The organism is Salinispora oceanensis (genome assembly GCF_000383575.1).
Classification (GTDB): domain Bacteria; phylum Actinomycetota; class Actinomycetes; order Mycobacteriales; family Micromonosporaceae; genus Micromonospora; species Micromonospora oceanensis.
Genome location: NZ_KB911579.1, coordinates 2,488,487 through 2,506,328, shown reverse-complemented (window position 1 = coordinate 2,506,328; position 17,842 = coordinate 2,488,487). Strand labels below are relative to the sequence as shown.

The 17,842-nt window shown below is 66.3% G+C and carries 11 protein-coding genes and 1 pseudogene; 6 read left to right on the top strand and 6 right to left on the bottom strand.

Annotated features, from left to right (window positions below):
• Window positions 1-580 precede the first annotated feature (580 nt).
• From SALPAC4_RS26465 to SALPAC4_RS0111655, 4 genes and pseudogenes are all read left to right on the top strand, one after another.
• On the top strand, window positions 581-1,324 hold the full coding sequence (locus tag SALPAC4_RS26465; protein ID WP_080640886.1) for an ABC transporter ATP-binding protein: 744 nt from the start codon (window positions 581-583) through the stop codon (window positions 1,322-1,324).
• Complete coding sequence (locus SALPAC4_RS27735; RefSeq protein ID WP_162562149.1) at window positions 1,321-2,601, top strand: hypothetical protein; 1,281 nt, start codon at window positions 1,321-1,323, stop codon at window positions 2,599-2,601. Before SALPAC4_RS26465 ends, SALPAC4_RS27735 begins: the two co-directional genes overlap by 4 nt.
• Window positions 2,602-3,542: 941 nt before the next feature.
• Window positions 3,543-4,709 (top strand): annotated as a pseudogene (locus SALPAC4_RS25295) (IS3 family transposase).
• 129 nt (window positions 4,710-4,838) lie between these two features.
• Window positions 4,839-6,227, top strand: coding sequence for an IS701 family transposase (locus SALPAC4_RS0111655; RefSeq protein ID WP_019870475.1), 1,389 nt, complete (start codon window positions 4,839-4,841; stop codon window positions 6,225-6,227).
• A 184-nt stretch (window positions 6,228-6,411) separates the two neighbouring features.
• On the opposite strand, the gene SALPAC4_RS0111650 is transcribed toward SALPAC4_RS0111655, so the two are convergent.
• From SALPAC4_RS0111650 to SALPAC4_RS0111640, 3 genes are read right to left on the bottom strand one after another with little or no spacing between them, the layout of a single operon-like run.
• Window positions 6,412-7,182 (bottom strand): MBL fold metallo-hydrolase, encoded by a 771-nt coding sequence (locus SALPAC4_RS0111650; protein WP_019870474.1) that lies wholly within the window; start codon window positions 7,180-7,182, stop codon window positions 6,412-6,414.
• 51 nt (window positions 7,183-7,233) lie between these two features.
• Window positions 7,234-8,082 carry a hypothetical protein gene (locus SALPAC4_RS0111645; RefSeq protein WP_027644628.1) on the bottom strand — a complete coding sequence of 283 codons (849 nt, stop codon included), beginning with the start codon at window positions 8,080-8,082 and terminating at the stop codon, window positions 7,234-7,236.
• Window positions 8,083-8,136: 54 nt separating this feature from the next.
• The gene (locus SALPAC4_RS0111640) at window positions 8,137-8,592 is read right to left on the bottom strand and encodes a winged helix-turn-helix domain-containing protein (protein WP_019870472.1); all 456 of its coding nucleotides are present in this window, start codon (window positions 8,590-8,592) and stop codon (window positions 8,137-8,139) included.
• A 256-nt stretch (window positions 8,593-8,848) separates the two neighbouring features.
• Between SALPAC4_RS0111640 and SALPAC4_RS0111635 the strand changes: the two genes are divergently transcribed.
• Entirely contained in the window at window positions 8,849-13,201 is a 4,353-nt protein-coding gene (locus SALPAC4_RS0111635; RefSeq protein ID WP_019870471.1) for a S8 family serine peptidase, read from the top strand.
• 134 nt (window positions 13,202-13,335) lie between these two features.
• Here the strand turns inward: SALPAC4_RS0111635 and sbnB are convergent, their stop codons facing one another.
• From sbnB to SALPAC4_RS0111620, 3 genes are read right to left on the bottom strand one after another with little or no spacing between them, the layout of a single operon-like run.
• Complete coding sequence (gene sbnB, locus SALPAC4_RS0111630; protein WP_019870470.1) at window positions 13,336-14,337, bottom strand: 2,3-diaminopropionate biosynthesis protein SbnB; 1,002 nt, start codon at window positions 14,335-14,337, stop codon at window positions 13,336-13,338.
• On the bottom strand, window positions 14,331-15,353 hold the full coding sequence (sbnA, locus tag SALPAC4_RS0111625) for a 2,3-diaminopropionate biosynthesis protein SbnA (RefSeq protein ID WP_027644630.1): 1,023 nt from the start codon (window positions 15,351-15,353) through the stop codon (window positions 14,331-14,333). The genes sbnB and sbnA overlap by 7 nt, the downstream gene beginning before the upstream one ends.
• Window positions 15,350-16,633, bottom strand: coding sequence for an MFS transporter (locus tag SALPAC4_RS0111620; protein WP_019870468.1), 1,284 nt, complete (start codon window positions 16,631-16,633; stop codon window positions 15,350-15,352). Before SALPAC4_RS0111620 ends, sbnA begins: the two co-directional genes overlap by 4 nt.
• 212 nt (window positions 16,634-16,845) lie before the next feature.
• On the opposite strand from SALPAC4_RS0111620, the gene SALPAC4_RS0111615 reads away from it, so the two are divergent.
• A complete protein-coding gene (locus SALPAC4_RS0111615) occupies window positions 16,846-17,826 on the top strand; it encodes a TauD/TfdA family dioxygenase (protein WP_027644631.1) in 981 nt (326 codons plus the stop codon).
• Window positions 17,827-17,842: the final 16 nt, after the last annotated feature.

Sequence of the window (17,842 nt, the reverse complement as noted above, 5' to 3'; positions counted from 1 at the left end):
CGGCTCCAGTAATTCCTATGATGGCCCTGATTGCAGCTTTGGTATTCATGGCGTGGATACCTGGTTTAGTGGGTAAGGATAATTCCTTACGAATGCAAAATGCTTGATAGAGAGTAGGGGTATTTGTGTCTAGTTATGCTAGGAAGTCACGTCACATGGCGTCGGCTGGCTTGGTAGTCGCCTTAGCCAGTCTTGCGGGAGGGGTGCTAGCAACCCCCGCCTGGGCGGTGGATTACGGCAACACTACGGAAGGGTGCTACGGGATCTATTGGGAAACAGACTGGAATCAGGACTGCGACTTCGACACTGGAGCCCATAGTACCGGCACTTACCGTTCAGAGGCTGACTGTTCGGGAGTGGATTTCAATAAGAGTCTGAGCGTCTTCCGCAATAAGGGTTCGATGGCAAGCTATGACGGCGAGGATTGCACCTGGGGGATCAACGATATTACTACCTGGTTCCAGTAGCTGATCCAGCCTAATTGGGCTTTGTTTGAAAGAGTAGTCTGGCCGGAACCGTCTTTGGCGGTCCCGGCCATTCTTTTGGCATTCCTCGAAAGTGCCAATCTGGAAGGTTAGCAATGATTTCTGCTGAGAAGCTCAGTCAGGGCTACGGCCGTCGTACGGTCTTTAGCGGCCTTGACATCGAACTTCGCCCGGGCATAACTGCGCTACTCGGACCCAACGGAGCCGGCAAGACCACCTTGCTGCGCACCCTCGCGACCATTCAGCCACCACGTGAGGGAAGGCTGAAGGTAAACGGGCGTGAGGTGACGTCAGAGGCTGAGGCGAGGGCCGCCAGGCGGGGGATCGGCTTTCTCCCTCAGCGGTTCGGGTTTGAGCCAGGGATGCGGGTCCGTGACTTTGTGCAATACGGGGCGTGGCTCCGCGGCCTGCCCCGGGCCGAATGGTCTGAGGCGACAGAGGCGGCCGTTGAGTATGTTGACCTTGCTGGTGAGGCGGCTACGAAATTGGGCCGGTTGTCGGGCGGAATGCGCCAACGAGCGGCTATTGCATGGGCCATCGTAGGCCGACCTCCCGTTGTGTTGCTTGACGAACCGACAGTGGGTTTAGATCCGCAGCAGCGTCTACGGTTCCGTGACCTTATCAGAGGATTGTCTGAAACGACTATCGTGCTCAGCACGCACCTCATAGATGATGTTGATGCTGCCTGTGACCGAGTTATGGTCATAAACGCCGGGCAAGTCCGATTCACAGGTACAGTTGATAACCTTAAATTAAGAGACGACTCATCTATGTCGGGGCATTCGTCACTGGAACGGGCCTACATGAGCCTTCTGCCAGAGGGGGACCGGGCCAGATGAGAGCGCTGTGGTTGAACCTAAAAAACAACTCCGCGCGATGGGGCTTCCTTCCCCTGACCATTCTTGGCATCGCTGTCCTGTTCGGTCGTAACAGATTCTGGATCGGGATTTGGCCGGAGTCGGGAGCAGCTGCTCAGGTAGGCGCGTACTTCCTGAGCATCTTTGCGGCGGGTTCGGCTGCCTGGGTAGCTGCTTCCGTCGAACTGCGTGGCCTTAGTGAACAGGCTATGTCTGCTGCCATCAGACCTATAAAGGTCGAGTTAACTCGCTTTAGCGCGACGCTGCTGTGGCTAATTGCACCTTACCTTGTCGTGTCAGCTAGCGCCTTTGTGGCTACAGCGGTAACGCTATTTCCGCAGGGATGGCTGAGTTTTCTTATGTACATACTGCTCGGGACGGCATTGATTGTCTTCGGAGCATCTTGGGGGTGGCTCGTTGGAAAGCTGCTCTCACCGCTAGTAGCCGCACTCTGTGCCGCACTCAGTTGGTTTATTGGCATGTCATTACTTGGCTCCGTCACGCAACTCGTGCGCCAGTCGGGTCCACCCTGGATCGAGGTTCAGTCAACCCCTGTCATTTTGCGTTTAACGGTCATCCTAGCTTTTGCGGCGATTGTCTGCGCACTTCCGTCGCGAGTAGCGCGTCCGGTTCTCTTTGGCCAGCGGGTTGCTGTTTCGGTGGCAGCGCTCGTCGGCGTGGTCGCAGTCCATTTGACTACCGTTGTAGCTGATCAGCGGCCGCCGGCCGCAAAGCCACTCTGCCTCCAAAAGACGATCGAATATTGTCTGTGGCCCGAGCATGCGAAATACGCCCCAATGATCGAGGCAATAGATCAGCAAATAGCCATGCTCCCCGTTGATCTTCCATTGCCCGATCGGGTGGTCGATTATGCGCTTTCTGGCTCGACAAAGTGGTCGGATGATAGAACGGCGATTGAAGTTCCAGGTAAGTTCGATCCAGAATTCGACATCTCCGAGGGGAGCCGGTGGGCGTTGGCGCGTGGAGTCGCGAGGGCAATCATGGGGACCGTATTTGCCGAATGTAGACCGGATGCAGCGCCAGATCCTGAGCGTCGAATGGAGCAGATGTTCGCTTGGCTGGAATGGCGGCTGGCCGATAGCGGTGGGCCGGACTATCGCACCAACGCCCCGGCTAGTCTGCAAACGGCGTGGTCAACTGGTCGCCTAGCTGCTGCCGGGAAGTCGGATCAGGATCAGGGCATTTGGGTATCTGCCATCGTCGCCGATGTCAAGAAACATCATTGTCGTGCCGCATAGCCATTGGCTCCGCGCAAGGCCGATCATAGCGTATCTTCAGATCCGAAATTCGCGTTGGTTGCTCACCGCAATGCTTGCAATAGGTGTAGTTGTCTGGAGTTGGGGTACGTTCGAGACGTCCATTCCGGCTGCCACTGATACGGGGGGGGCCAAGATAGAATTCTGGCGCTTGCTAGCGGTCGGATCAGCCTCCTTGCCGGCCCTTACCGTAACAAGTCAAATGGAAGCGCTCGAAGTTGCCGGCGGGTTTCCCTACTTCAAATTGCGGAGGGGGATACTCGGTGGAGCCTTCGCCATTTCTAGCGGTTGCATCTTGGTGGCCGTGGCTGTGGGCATCGATTCTGCTTTGGTGCCATTGGTTGCTCGCGCGCTATTTGCCTGGTTTGGTCTCGCCCTTATCTCTGGACGGCTGCTCGGCTGGAACTACTCATGGATTCTGCCTATTGGCGCATTATGCGTATTGCTCTACTGGGGGCATGGTAGTGGCGGAGGGTATCAGTGGTGGGAGTTTACGGCTCAGCCTGCTACGCATCTGCCGAGCCTAATATTCGCTATAACGCTATTCGTGGCCGGCGTACTGGCCTGCAGCCTAACACCTTGGCGGCTCAATAGAACCAGACGTGTAGTATCGAGAATGGTTGCTGATGTTGGCGTCCATTTCTCTCGAAATTGACGTATCGGGCGACGTTGCAGGTATAAGAGCTTATCCGTATTGGGTTGGCAGCGATCGGGCCGGAGATGGTTGAGTCAACCAGTAGCTGTATGTCCGTACTCGGCTAGAAGCCCAGGGGCGGTAGCCGGAGGGAGTTTCACCCCTCCGGCTACCGAAGGTCTTGGCATGTGGCTTCCCTCGTAAATGTGGAGACCAGAATCGGGTCTGCTGCACCGATAGGTGACATCTGAGATGGCTTGCCCTGTGGGCGGCCTGGGAGGATGTTGCTGTGCCCAAGCCCTACCCCCGAGAGTTCCGTGATGATGTTGTGCGTGTCGCTCAAAGCCGCGAGGCGGGTGTGACGGTCGAGCAGCTCGCGAAGGACTTCGGGGTGCACCCGATGACGTTGTTCAAGTGGCTGCGTCAGGCTGACGTTGACGCGGGAGTCAAACCGGGCGTCAGCGGCGGCGAGTCAGCCGAGCTGCGTGAGGCCCGCAAACGGATCCGCTTGCTGGAGCAGGAGAACGAGGTCCTGCGTCGGGCCGCGGCGTATCTGTCGCAGGCGCATCTGCCGGGAAAAGGCTCTACCCGCTCGTGAGCGAGCTGGCCGCCGACGGGATCCCCGTCGCGGTGACGTGCCGGGTACTGAACATCGCTCGTCAGCCCTACTATCGGTGGCTCGGCCGGCCCGTCGGTGACGCCGAACTCGTCGCCGCTCATCGCGCGAACGCCCTGGTCGATGCCCACCGCGCTGACCCGGAGTTCGGGTACCGGTTCCTGGTCGATGAGGCCCGCGCCGCCGGACAGGCGATGGCGGAGCGCACCGGGTGGAGGATCTGCTCGGACAATGGCTGGTGGAGCGCCTTCGGTAAGCGCAAGAAGCGCGGCAAGGGTGGCATGGTCGGTCCACCAGTTCACGACGACCTCGTGCAACGGGACTTCACCGCCGACGGCCCGAACCGGTTGTGGCTGGCCGATATCACCGAACACCGCACCGGTGAGGGCAAGCTCTACCTGTGCGCGATCAAGGACGTGTGGTCGAGGCGGATCGTCGGCTACTGCATCGACTCACGGATGAAGTCCCGGCTGGCCGTCAACGCGTTGCACAACGCCGTAGCCCGACGCGGCCGGGTGGCCGGCTGCGTGCTGCACACCGACCGTGGGTCGCAGTTTCGCAGCCGAAAGTTCGTCCACGCCCTGCACCAGCATCACCTGACCGGATCGATGGGCAGAGTCGGCGCCGCCGGCGACAACGCCGCTATGGAATCGTTCTTCGGGTTGCTGCAGAACAACGTCCTCGACCGGCGTAGCTGGGCCACCCGGCCAGCAGCTCAGGACCGCGATCGTGACCTGGATCGAGCGGGCCTACCACCGCAGACGACGACACTCTCTGTCCCGGTTGACCCCTCTCGAGTACGAGACGATCATGACCTCACCGGCCAGTCAGGCCGCGTGACTGAAACTGTCACCTATCGGTGCAGCAGACCCTTTCGTCCGATCGTCGGCTGGGTGACTAGTAGTGCTTTGTTAGGTCGTTGTGGCGTGTCGCTTGTGTGAGCATGGTGGCGGTGTTTGGCTGCGGTGCGTGGATGAGCGGGATCTGGTTCGGGTGCGGGGGCGGTTGGAGGACTTCGCGGCGGGGATCTTCGCGGGGTTGCGGCGCTCGGATCAGCGGGCGACGGGGCTGCGGTATCTGCGAGGGTTGATGCTGGACGGTCGGCGGAAGTCGATGCAGCCGATGGCGCAGCGGCTCGGGGCCGATCATCAGCAGTTGCAGCAGTTCCTGACTTCGTCCACCTGGGACGTCGGCGGGGTGCGACGGCGGATGGCCACCGCTGCGGTCGACCTGGTGACGCCTGAGGTGTGGGTGGTCGATGACACCGGGTTTCCCAAGGACGGCAAGGCCTCGGCGTGTGTGGCCCGGCAGTATTCCGGCACTCTCGGTAAGGTCGCCAACTGCCAGATCGCCGTCAGTGTTCACGCGGCGACCGACACGGCCTCGGCGGTACTGAACTGGCGGCTATTCGTGCCGGAGTCCTGGGACGACGCCTGCATCCCGGGCCCGGACGGCAAGCCCGCGAACCCACACGCCCGCAGGCTGCGCCAGCAGCCGGTCACCCTCGATGCGGCCGGGGCGAAGAAGCCACACACCCGGGTGCAGGTGCCGCCTGCCGAGCAGATCGCGCAGATCCGGCGGCGCCGCACCGCGTCGAAGGTCCCGGACGCCGAGCGGTACCGGCCGAAGTGGCTGATGGCCCTGGAGATGCTCGACGAGTTGGCCGAGTGGGGGCTGCGTCCGCCGCTGCTGACCGCCGACGCCGGATACGGCCAGGTCGCCGAGTTCCGTCAGGGACTGACCGAACGCGGTATCGGCTACATTGTCGCGACCACGTCGTCGACCACCGCGCAACCCGGCCACGCCCAACCCGTGCAGGTGCCCTACGCCGGAGTCGGCAAGCACCCCACACCGCGCTACCCCCACCCGGCCCGCAGCCTGAAGGACCTCGCCCTCGCCCACGGTGCTGACGCGGCACGCCTGGTGCGCTGGCGCGCCCGGCTCCCCACAGCCAACCGCGACCCCGACCGGCCCGTCGGTGAGCTGTCCGGGCACTTCTTCGCACTGCGGGTGCGTCCCGCCGGCCGAGCCGTCCGACGCGGTCCACACCGCGGCGATGACGGTGTCCTGCCCGAATGCTGGCTACTCGTGCAATGGCCCCCCGGCCAGAACGAACCCAGCGACTACTGGCTGTCCGACCTACCCGCCGACACACCACTTGCCGAACTGGTCCGCCTGGCCAAAAGCCGCTGGCGCGTCGAGCACGACTACCGCGAACTCAAGACCGCCCTCGGCCTTGACCACTTCGAAGGACGATCCTGGATCGGCTGGCACCGCCACGTCACCCTCACCGCAGCCGCCCAACTGTTCCTCACCCAACTGAGGCTGACACACCCAAAAGCAACGGGGCAGACCTGAGCCTCTACGCCGTCCTGCGCGAACTGCAGTACCTACTCGCGACCTGGCTCGGGTACTGCCCCCTCTGCCACCAACCCACCCCAACCTAACAAAGCACTACTAGCGCTCCACGACACCGTCCCACCGCAGGACGCCATCCTTTGGCGCGGGCGGAAGCCTCGGCTACTGGCCACGGCGAGCCGGCTCAGTCGACCGAATGGGTGGCACCGGGGACGGCGTGGTCGATGGGGCCATCGAACCGAGTCGAGGCACGTGCCACCGCCTGTTCTGGGGTGAGGAACCTCCCGATGTGCGTGACGATCAGGCGCCCCACCCCGGCCGCTCGAGCAGTCTCACCGGCATCCTCCGGTGTGTGGTGAACCCGTTCTCCCGCGCTCGGGACCTGCGCGCTCTCGGCCTCACACAGCAGCACATCGCAGCCCTCGGCCAGACTCGTCAGGCCAGAGCAGGGGGCTGTGTCCCCGGAGTACACCAACGACCGCCCCCCAATATCGACACGCAATGCGAAGGCGGGGATACCGTGCGCCACCGAACGGCTGGTCAACGTGAGCGCGCCGACCGCCACCCGATCCCCGTCGTGTAGCTCCCCCACGGCGAAGGCGGATTCGATCGGGCTGCGGGTCGCGGTGTTGGTCAGAAAGTGCGCCAATCGGTCGGCGATGCCAGGCGGGCCGTACAACGGGATCGGAGCCGCAAGCTGGATATCGGCGTACAGCGCCCCGTAGTAGGCGGTCAGGAGGTCGGCGCTGTGATCAGCGTGCAGGTGCGAGATCCAGATCGCGTCCAGTTCGTCCAGCCGGACATGTCGTTGCAGCTGAGCCAGCGTCCCGCTGCCCGCGTCCACCCACACCCGGGCACCCCCACCCGACACCAGGTAGCCGGAACAGGGATTGTCCACACTCGGGTAGGGCGTTGCACAACCCAGAACCGTGAATTGGAGCTTCTCGCTGGTCATCCGCGAAAGGCTAGGAGACTCGGCCGACACATGGTGACGATTTCTCCCTCCTCAGTCAGCGCACCCGGTCGAGAACGCCAGGTACAGCTGGTCGCCGGTGGCGTCGGCGACGATCAGGTCGGTGCCGCGCCGGTAGGCGTACGCCTCGGGTGTGTCGACCACGACGGCGCCGGCCGCCAACGGGGCCAGGGCGCTCAACGACGCCGGCCCGGCGCCGGCAGCTACCCGCTGGGTCCATGCCTTCGCACCCCCGGGGCAGGGGGCCGCGACCTCGTCCGAGTGCTCGGGAACCGGGCGGCCCAACGCCTGCAACGCGGCGCGCAGCGCCGGTTCAGGCGGGTTCCCACGCAGCCGATCGCCGGACCCGGCGTCGGTCGGGCGACAGCCGGTCAGTACCTCAAGCCGAACCCGGCCCGGACTCGTTGACTCCCCCTCGACCAGGACGAACTCACCGGCGTCGGCGCGCAGCAGCGGGCCCTCGGCGGCGTCCCGAACGCCGGCCCGCCAGCGTGCCGGCAGCGCCTCGGTGACCTGGCTGAGCAGCTCGCGCTCGCCTCCCTCGGCGACCAGGACGTCGATCCCGCGGGTCAGTTCGGCGCCCGTGCTGACCGGGGTGACCCGGCAGCCCCGCTCCACGCGGGACGGGGTCATCGCCCACGCCGTGCCGTCGAGCGCCGCGACGAGTTGGCCGACCGCCGCGCTGACCACCGGCGCCGCCTGCTCAATCGTGCGCTGCTCCCGCACTGTCGGCTCGTCGGTGCGGGCCGACCACCAGGCCAGCCCCGCCAGCAGCACCGCCCAGGCCATCGTGCCCGCGATCAGTAGGCGTCGGGCCCACGGCCGGGACGGCGGGCGATCAGGCCCGGAGGGTGGGGCATACCCCGGATGGACGGCGCTCACCGCGCCATCGTGTCATGTCCCGGACCGGGGTCAGCCGCCGCCGGGACGGCCGCACTAGCCGCCCGCGTCGTCGGAGCCCAGGACGAGCCGGTAGCCGACCCCGCGCACGGTCAGCACCCGTGGGCCACCGGAGAGCAGGCGCAGCTTGCGCCGGAGCCGCTTGATCGCCGAGTGCAGGATCGCGGTGTCGCCGAGGTAGGCGCCGCCCCAGACCGCGGCGAAGAGTCGCTCGTAGCTCCAGAGCCGGACCGGCGGGGTCACCAGCCGGGTCAACAAGCGCCGCTCGGTACGGGTCAGCGCCAGTGGATGTCCCCGCCAGGTAACCAGGTGCCCCGGCGGGTCAACCACCAGCTCGCCGTAGCGGACCGGGGCATTCGGTGGACCGGTACCCCGCTCCTCGGTGACGGATGGTTCAGGAAAGAGCATCGCCCGCAGCTCCGCAAGATCGGCACAGCTCAGCACCGGCCCCACCCCGTCGAGCCGACGCAACACGCGCTCGCGCACGGCCATATCGGAACTCACGCAGACCACGATCGGACCTTTCCCCTCAGACACACAGCCTCCCCAGGCACCCGCGTGGACGTGACCAGCATCACCTCCGTCGAGATGATGTCCGGCCGAACACCGAGTCAGCGTACGGCCAGAAACGCGCCCAGTCACTGATCGAATACTGACCGAGACAATTTATTGATCAGCGTCGGTACTTTCACGAGCATGGCTGGCGCGGGCTCGGAACAGCCCGGGCCCGCGGACGTGGGGAGGACACGTGTTCGTACGACCATCCGCGCGGTCACGCCTGGGGCGTCTGGCCGTCGCGTTCGGGGCGCTGGTACTGGGGTTGAGCGCCCAGCCCGCGCTCGCCGCGTCGCCGCCCGGCGCATCGGAGCGGGCAACCGTCGCGTCCGAGCTGCTGGAGACCAGCGACAGCACCAGTTTCCTGGTCTACCTACGGGAAACCGCACCGCTCGCCAGCACCGCGACCCTGCAAGCGCCCGATGACCGGGCCCGTGCGGTCCACCAACTCCTGACCAACACCGCCGACCGCACCCAAGCCGACCTGCTGCGGCTGCTTGAGGCGCGGAAGGCGGAGCACACCTCCTATTGGGTCGCCAACGCCATCCAGGTCCACGGCGACCGGGCCCTGATCGACGAGATCGCGAACCGGCCCGAGGTCGAGCGGATCGAGCCGATCCGCAGTCGCCAGCTGATCGAGCCGACGCCCGCCGAGGCCGAGGCCCGCACCGACGCCATCGAGTGGGGCGTCGCCGAGATCGGCGCCCCCCAGGTGTGGGACGAGTTCGGCGACCGCGGCGAAGGCATCGTGATCGCCAACATCGACACCGGCGTGCAGTACGACCACCCCGCCCTCGTCAACTCCTACCGGGGCAACCTCGGCGGCGGCAGCTTCGACCACGCCTACAACTGGTTCGACCCGACGGGCATCTGCTCCGACTCGGAGCCCTGCGACAACAACGACCACGGCACGCACACGATGGGCACGATGGTCGGTGACGACGGGGCCGACAACCAGATCGGTGTCGCACCGGGTGCCCGGTGGATAGCGGCGAAGGGCTGCGAGGTCAGCACCTGCTCGGACGCCGCGCTCCTCGCCTCCGGCCAGTGGATCCTGGCCCCGACCGACGCCAACGGCGAGAACCCCCGCCCGGAGCTGCGCCCCGACATCGTCAACAACTCGTGGGGCGGCGGCGGCAACGACCCCTGGTACCAGCAGACCGTCGACGCGTGGCGGGCCGCCGGGATCCTCCCGGTCTTCTCCAACGGCAACAGCGGCCCGGGCTGCGGCACCGCCGGTTCCCCCGGGGACTACGAGAGCTCCTACGCCGTCGGCGCGTACGGCTCGAACGGCGCCATCGCCGGCTTCTCCAGCCGTGGCTCCGGCACCGATCTGATCAAGCCGAACATCGCCGCGCCAGGGGTGGCCGTGCGCTCCAGCGTCCCCGGCGGCGGCTATGCCGCGTTCAACGGCACCTCGATGGCAGCCCCACACGTCGCCGCCACTGCCGCTCTGATCTGGTCGGTCGCCCCCAGCCTCCGCGGGGACCTGCCGGCGACCGAGGCGCTGCTGGACCGTACCGCCCGCGATGTCGATGACACCACCTGCGGCGGGACCGCGGCCGACAACAACGTGTTCGGCGAAGGCCGGCTCGACGCGTACGCGGCGGTCAACGAGGCCCCCCGCGGCCCGGTCGGGCGGGTCACCGGCACCGTGACCGCAGCCGAGGACGGCGAGCCGCTCGCCGGGGTGACCATCGACGACGGCACCCGCGACACCACCACCGGCACCGACGGCCGGTACTCGCTGACCGTTCCGGCCGGTGAGACCACGGTGACGGCCACCCTGTACGGCTACGAGTCGCAGTCGGACACCTTCACCGTGGACGAGGGCGGGGCCGTGTCCCGGGACTTCGCGCTCGTCGAGAGCCCCATGGTCACGGTGAGCGGTCAAGTTACCGACGGCTCCGGACACGGCTGGCCGCTCTACGCGAAGATCAACATTGCCGGCAAGCCCGGCGACCCGGTCTTCACCGACCCGGTAACGGGAGAGTGGTCAGCCACTGTGGCCGGCGATAACACCTACTCGATCACCGCCACCCCGCAGTACCCGGACTACCGAACGGTGACCCGGGAGGTACCGGTCGGTAGCGATGCCACCACCGTCGACATGGCTGTTCAGATCGCGGAATCCTGCACGGCGGCCGGCTACAACGCCAGCTACGACGACCCACTCCTGACGGAGGACTTCGCCGACAACACCACGCCGGAAGGCTGGTCGGTGGTCAACCGCACCGACGAGGGCGGTTGGACCTTCGAGGACCTCGGCGGACGGGGCAACCTGACCGGCGGCAGCGGCGGCTTCGCGATCATCGACAGCGACGATCTCGGCCTCGGCAACAGTCAGGACACCGACCTGGTGAGCCCGACAGTGGATCTCTCCGGGACCCCCGCGCCGGTACTGCGGTTCAACACTGACTGGCGGGCAATCGGCGTCACCGACAGCGCCGACATCGACGTCACCACCGACGGCGGCGCGACCTGGACCAACGTCTGGCACCAGACCAGCAGCCTGCGCGGGCCGCGGGTCGAGGAGGTGCCGTTGACGCCGGCAGCCGGCGCGTCGGAGGTTCAGGTGCGGTTCCGCTTCGCCGGCTCCTTCGACTGGTGGTGGCAGGTCGACGATGTCATGCTGGCCAACCGGAACTGCACCCCGGCGCCCGGTGGCCTGGTAGTCGGCACGACCAGCGACCAGAACACCGACGCAGCCCTCAACGGCGTCACGGTGACCAGCGTGGATCAGCCCGAAGATAACGCTGTCTCGGCCGGCACGGACGACCCAGCGGAGTCGAAGGGCTTCTACTGGCTCTTCTCCAGCCTCACCGGAACGCACCCGTTCACCGCGGAGCGGGCACCGTACCCGGTGGCCACCCAGGACGTGACCGTCGTCGCCAACGACGTGCGACGGGCCGACTTCGCGCTCGCCGCCGGAAAGCTCACGGTCACCCCGACCGAGGTGGAGTCACACCAGCCGTACGGCAGCACCCGGAGCACCCAGGTGACGGTGAAGAACACCGGCACCGCCCCGGCCGACGTCGAGGTGTTGGAACGGTCCGGCGCGTTTGATCTGTTGGCGGCGCCGGGGGCCCCGCTGCGCGAGGTCACGATGAAGGGCATCAGCACGGCCCGGACCGGGACCACGTTCGGTGGAGCACCGGCCGAGGCCGAAGAGTCGACGGACAACAGCTGGACCCGGGTCGCGGACCTCCCATCGAATGCCTTCGACAACTCCGCCGCCATCCTGGACGGCAAGGTGTATTCGATCGGCGGCGGTAGCGCCACCGGCAACGAACGCGCGACCTGGGCCTACGACCCGGGCACCGATTCCTGGTCGGAGCTGCCGCCGCTACCCACCTCCCGGTCGAAGCCGGGCGTCGCGGCGGTCGGCGGCAAGATCTACGTGACCGGCGGGTGGGGCAACGAGATCGACCCGGACGCCACGGTTAATGTCTTCGATCCGGCCAGCGAAACCTGGAGCACTCTGGACGGGGTCACCAACCCCGCGCCGACCGCTGCCCCCGGAACCGCCGTCGTCGACGGCAAGATCTACCTGGTGGGTGGCTGCGCCAACTCGAGCTGCACCGCGACCGACGACACGGTGGTCTTCGACCCGAGGGCCGCGACCTTCGCCACCGTTGCCCCCTACCCGCAGCAGGTCTCCTGGATGAGCTGCGGTGGCGTCGGCACCCAGATGTACTGCGCCGGTGGCTCGGGCGCCGACACCGCCGCCCACAAGTACGACCCGGCGACGGACACCTGGACTCCGATCGCGGACATGCCGCTGGACCTGTGGGGTTCGTCGTCCGCCGCGGCCGGCGGGATGCTCGTGCTGGCCGGCGGGATCACCAACGGCTCCACCACGGTGACGAACCAGACGATCGCCTACGACCCGGCGGCCGGAACCTGGCAGGACCTGCCGAACGCCGAGTTCGCCCGGTACCGGGGGGCCGGCGCGTGTGGGGCCTACCGGATCGGCGGCTCATTTGACCCGTTCCTCGGAACGGCGGAGGTCGAACAGCTCAGCGGGCTGGAGTTGTGCGTCCAGGAGACGGAGCTGCCGTGGCTGAGCACCGCACCGGCCAGCTTCACCCTGGAGCCGGGCGAGTCCCGCAAGGTGCAGCTGACCCTCACGGCCACCGCTGAGGCCGGGGTTGAGCAGCCCGGTCGCTACAGCGGCGAGCTGGCCTTCGCGGCCGACGTGCCGTACCCGACCACGCCGGTGAAGGTGGAGATGAACGTGTCTCCGCCGAAGAGCTGGGGCAAGCTCCAGGGCACGGTCACCGGGGTTACCTGCGGCGGGGAGACCGTCGGCGTACCGGCCACCGTCCGGGTGAACGCGACCGGCAGCGGCGCCGGCTACACCCTGACGGCGGACAACTCCGGCACGTACACGGTCTGGCTGCCCAAGGGCCGCTACGACGTGATCGTCGCCAAGGACGGTTGGGTTCCGGAGTTCGACCGCACCAAGGTTGAGGCAGGGTTCGTCGCGACCCTCGACTTCAGCCTGGAACCATCGTCGGACTGCACGAAAGCAAGCGGCATCTGAGTAGGTCGGTGGCCGGCGACCCGAAAGGGTCGCCGGCCACCACCGTTCCCACCCGCCGAGGAGTGTCGTTCCCAGGCGACCCGACGGTCGTCGCCTGGGAGCGGTCAAGGGCAGTAGGGGATGGCGTCCGTGCGTCAGGCCTCCCCCACGGACATGAAGCCCGGCAGGGTCGTGCCCAGGCCACGCTCCTCGGCTTTCCGCCGGACCATCGCCGCCACTGCCAGATCCAGGCAGCCCAGGCCGAACGGAGAGAAGACCGTCAGCGAGCTGTCGTCGCGGCTGTAGCGATCGCCGGCCACGAGGAGCTCGCCGAGTGAGGCAGCGATGAAGTCACGCCCGCCGGACTGCTGCTCGGCGAGGTGCAGCGAGGTGGCGGCGCGGCACACGTGGTCCGCGTCGTCCACGATGTTGATACTGGTCTGAATCGTCTCGGCGCTGAGGTCACGCAGCGACAGGTGCAGGACCAACGCGCCAGGGCGCAAGTGCTCCCCGGCGAGGTGTGGCACGCTCGCGGTGGTCGCCAACGTGACGAGCGGGTGCGCGGCGAGAGCCTCCTCGACCTGCGCGGCGACCTCCACCTTGAGTCTCGGCCACCTCGCGTTCACCCGGGCGGCGAAGGACTCCGCGCGCGCTCGGTCGAGATCGTACAGGGTGATCTGGTCCAGTTCCGGCTTGACGAGCTGCAGATACCGCAGCACCTCGAAGCCGATCGGGCCGCACCCGATCTGCGACACGCCCGACTCGGGATGCGACGAGCCCAGGGTGACCGCCGCGAGCGCGGCGCTCGCGGCGGTGCGCTGTGCGGAAATGGCGGCGGCCTCCATGAAAACCTCGGGAAAACCGGTCCGCGGGCAGTTCAAGATCATGGATGCCGATGCTCGGTCCTGACCCAGCCGGAGGTTACCCGGGAAGGACGCGACCCACTTGACGCCGGCCACCGGGATCCGGGTTCCCAGGTAGGCCGGGAGCGCGATAATGCGGTTCTGCAGATCGGCCGGGAAACGCAGGAAGACCGAGTGCGGCACCGCCGTACGCCCCAGAGCGTGCAGCTCGTACGCCTCTCGCACCGCTGCCAGCACGTCCGATTCCGCGCCGTCCAGAACCAGGTTCACCTCACTTTTACCCAACATCAGCATGACATCGCCTCCATCTCGGGTTCCTTCCACAGGTGGGCTACATCACCGAAATGCATGGCGACCCAATCGTCGTTATAAATCGTGTCGAGATACCGCTCACCCCGATCGGGAAAGACCAGCGCGCACGTCGAGCCCGGCGGAATCCGATCGCGCACGACGTCCAGGGCCGACACCACCGCCCCGGACGAACCACCGGCCAGGATCGCCTCGCGGGCGGCCAAGCGGCGACACCCGACGATGGCGTCGAGGTCGTGAACGCGGATCACCTGGTCGGCGAGGCCGTCGGCGTACAGGCTCGGGCGGACCGACGCGCCATGGCCTGGAATCAGCCGGCCCCCGACGGGAGGCCCGAAAATCGCGCTACCCAGTGCGTCGACCGCGACGACCTGAGCCGGCAGTTGATGACGGCGCAGGTACTCCGCGCAGCCCCGCAGGGTGCCGCAGGAGCTGGTGGCACAGAACACAAAGTCCAGCGTCGGGAGTGCGTCCAGGATCTCCCGCACGGTGCTGTGGTGCGCCCGCGGGTTGAGTGGGTTGGCGTACTGGTTGGGGCAGTAGGCGTGCGTGATGCTCTCGACGAGCTCACGAACCCGACGAATCCGCACCGGGAGGTACTCACCAGAAACTGGGTCGACGTCGGTCACCACTTCGACCTCAGCGCCGTACGCACGCATAATTGCTATGTTCTGACGGTTGGTCCTTGGGTCCACCACGCAGATGAAGCGAATTCCGTGATAGGCGCAGATCTGGGCAAGGCCAATGCCGAGGTTGCCGGAGCTGGACTCGATGACAGTAGATTTTCCGGGCACAAGTTGGCCATCCCGGATCCGCTCCTGGAGCATCTCCAGGGCGGAACGATCCTTGATACTGCCACCGGGGTTGTGTGACTCGAGTTTCGCGAAGATCCTGACCGAACTGTTGGGGTCTAGTTTGGTCAACTCGACGATCGGTGTCGCACCGATCGTCGATAGCACTCCGGACACGGAGCTTCCTCCTTGGTCGACGGGACCGATCAACGAACGGTGGGTTCGGCGTCGGGGACGGTGGGGGTCTCGACAGGTACGACCGGCCTGCGGAGTGCGGGGGCGAACGTCGCGACAAGGGCCAGCAGGCCCATCCAGCCGGCGAGCACCAGTGCGGCGGCGCGGGCGTCGAACCATTCCAGCAGCAGGCCACCGATCAGGGCGCCGATCGGCAACGCGCCGCTGGCGAGCAGGCCCATCGCGCCAAGGACCCGACCCCGCAGTCGATCCGGGGTGATTCGAAGTTGGTGGGTGGCGACGGCGACGTTCCACAACGGGCCGACAAACCACATTCCGGCATACGCAGCGGTTAGTAGGTACAGGTTGTCGGCGACAACGATCGCGCCCATCAGCAGGGCCCAGATCCAGTTCGCCCCAACCACCAGGGCCGGCAGTGGTACCCACCGTTGACACCAGCCGGCAGCGAGGGAGCCGAGCACCCCGCCGGCCCCGGCGACCCCGAGCAACACCCCGACTGCCGCCGGCGACGCCCCGACATCGGTTGCCATCACCACGACAACAAGAAACAGTGCACGGAACAGGAGGTTGCTGCCGGCGACGAGTAGTGCGGCCGTGCGCAGGAACGGCTGGCGCCACAACCAGCGCATCCCCTCGCCGACCTCGGCGAGCAGCCCGGTGGTTCGGGTACGCGCTGGTTGTCGACGCTGGAAGTCCGCACGAATGAACAGCAACGTGACCAGCGAGATCACGTGAGTGACGGCGTGCAGCAGAAACGGCATGACGCGGCTCAGCCCAAACAGGACCCCGCCAAGAGTGGTGCCGAGCATGGTCGCCGCCCGGGAACGCGCCTCGTTTCGGGACAGCGCGGCCGGCAGATGGTCCGGATGCACGATGTTGGGCACGGCGGCGTGTGCCGCCAGGTTGAAGAACACCGACATCGTGCCCTCGACGAAGCCCACCACCACCACGTGCGCCACCGTCAACTCGTCGAGAGCCAACGCAAGGACTACGCTCGCGGCCCCGGCCGCTCGAACCACGTCACACCAGATCATCAGCCGACGTCGGTCCCACCGGTCAACCAACACCCCGGCCGGTAGTTGGAACAGCAGTGCCGGAAGTAGCGAAAAGAAGCCAACGACACCAGCTGCGGCTTTCGATCCGGTAGCCGCCAGAATCAACAATGGATAGGCGACCGTAGATACAGTTAGGCCGACCAGGGATACCGCGGTCCCGCTCCAGAGCAACAAAAAGTCACGGTTGTGACGCAACTTGGAAACCGGCGCACCAGGCCGGGGTTGCGCGGTCGTGGTCATCGGTCCGCTCCATCGATGCGATCGTCTGGGCCCACAGGTCGGGCCGACACCCGTCCAGTGGCAACGTCACGCCGGGGACCCATCGAGAGCGTGCCGCGCCTTCCCGTGCCCGATGCAGAGAAGAACGCGCACAGATGCCGGCAGCAGGCATGCGAACGGAGCTGCCAGTTGTTCTCTGCAGCCGGGCTGCCCCACCAGGAACCCTGAATAGCATGAAGACGAGCCCTCTTCCTCAGCCTCTGCGGACTCCCTCGGACGCTGAGCCGGCGCTCCCGTTTGTCGTGACGGCACCGGCCCCAGAGACAACGGCCACGTCGTTTCTCGCGACGTCCCGCGACCGGGTACGCCAACGGTTGCGCGAGCACGGCGCGGTGCTGCTGCGTGGCTTCGATGTCGACGGTGTCGACGGCTTCGACCAGATCGTGCGCTCGGTATCCGGCACCCCACTCAGCTACGCCGAGCGATCCTCGCCCCGTAGCACGATCAAGGGCCAGGTCTACACCTCAACCGACTACCCCCCGGGCGAGGAGATCTTCCTGCACAACGAGAACTCCTACCAGGCGACCTGGCCCATGACACTCTTCTTTTACTGCATCACCCCACCAGAGACCCTTGGGGCCACCCCGCTGGCCGACACCCGGCAGGTCCTCCGATCGATCGATCCGGCCGTACGCGACGAGTTCGCCCGCCGTGGCTGGACCGTGGTGCGCAACTTCTCCGACGGTCTGGGCGTGCCGTGGCAGCAGGCGTTCAATACCGACAAGCCCGCCGAGGTCGAGGCCTACTGCGCCGGCAACGGCGTCGAGGTGGAATGGGTCGGCCGCAACGGCCTTCGCACCACCGGGCGGCGTCAGGCCGTTCACCGGCATCCGGCAACCGGCGCGGAGGTGTGGTTCAACCACCTCACCTTCTTTCACGTGACGACCCTGGCCGAGGAGATGTGCGCCGGCCTTCGGGAGATGTTCGACGAGGTGGACCTACCGACGAACACCTACTACGGCGACGGCGAGCGCGTGCCCGACGAGGTGGTCGCGCACCTGCGCGACTGCTACCGCGCAGCCCAGCGCCGCTTCGACTGGCAACGCGACGACGTCCTGCTCGTCGACAACATGCTCGCCGCACACGGCCGCGAGCCGTTCACCGGACCACGCAAGATCGCAGTCGCGATGGCCGAACCGTTCCGCACCGCTTAGACCAGAGCCCAGCACA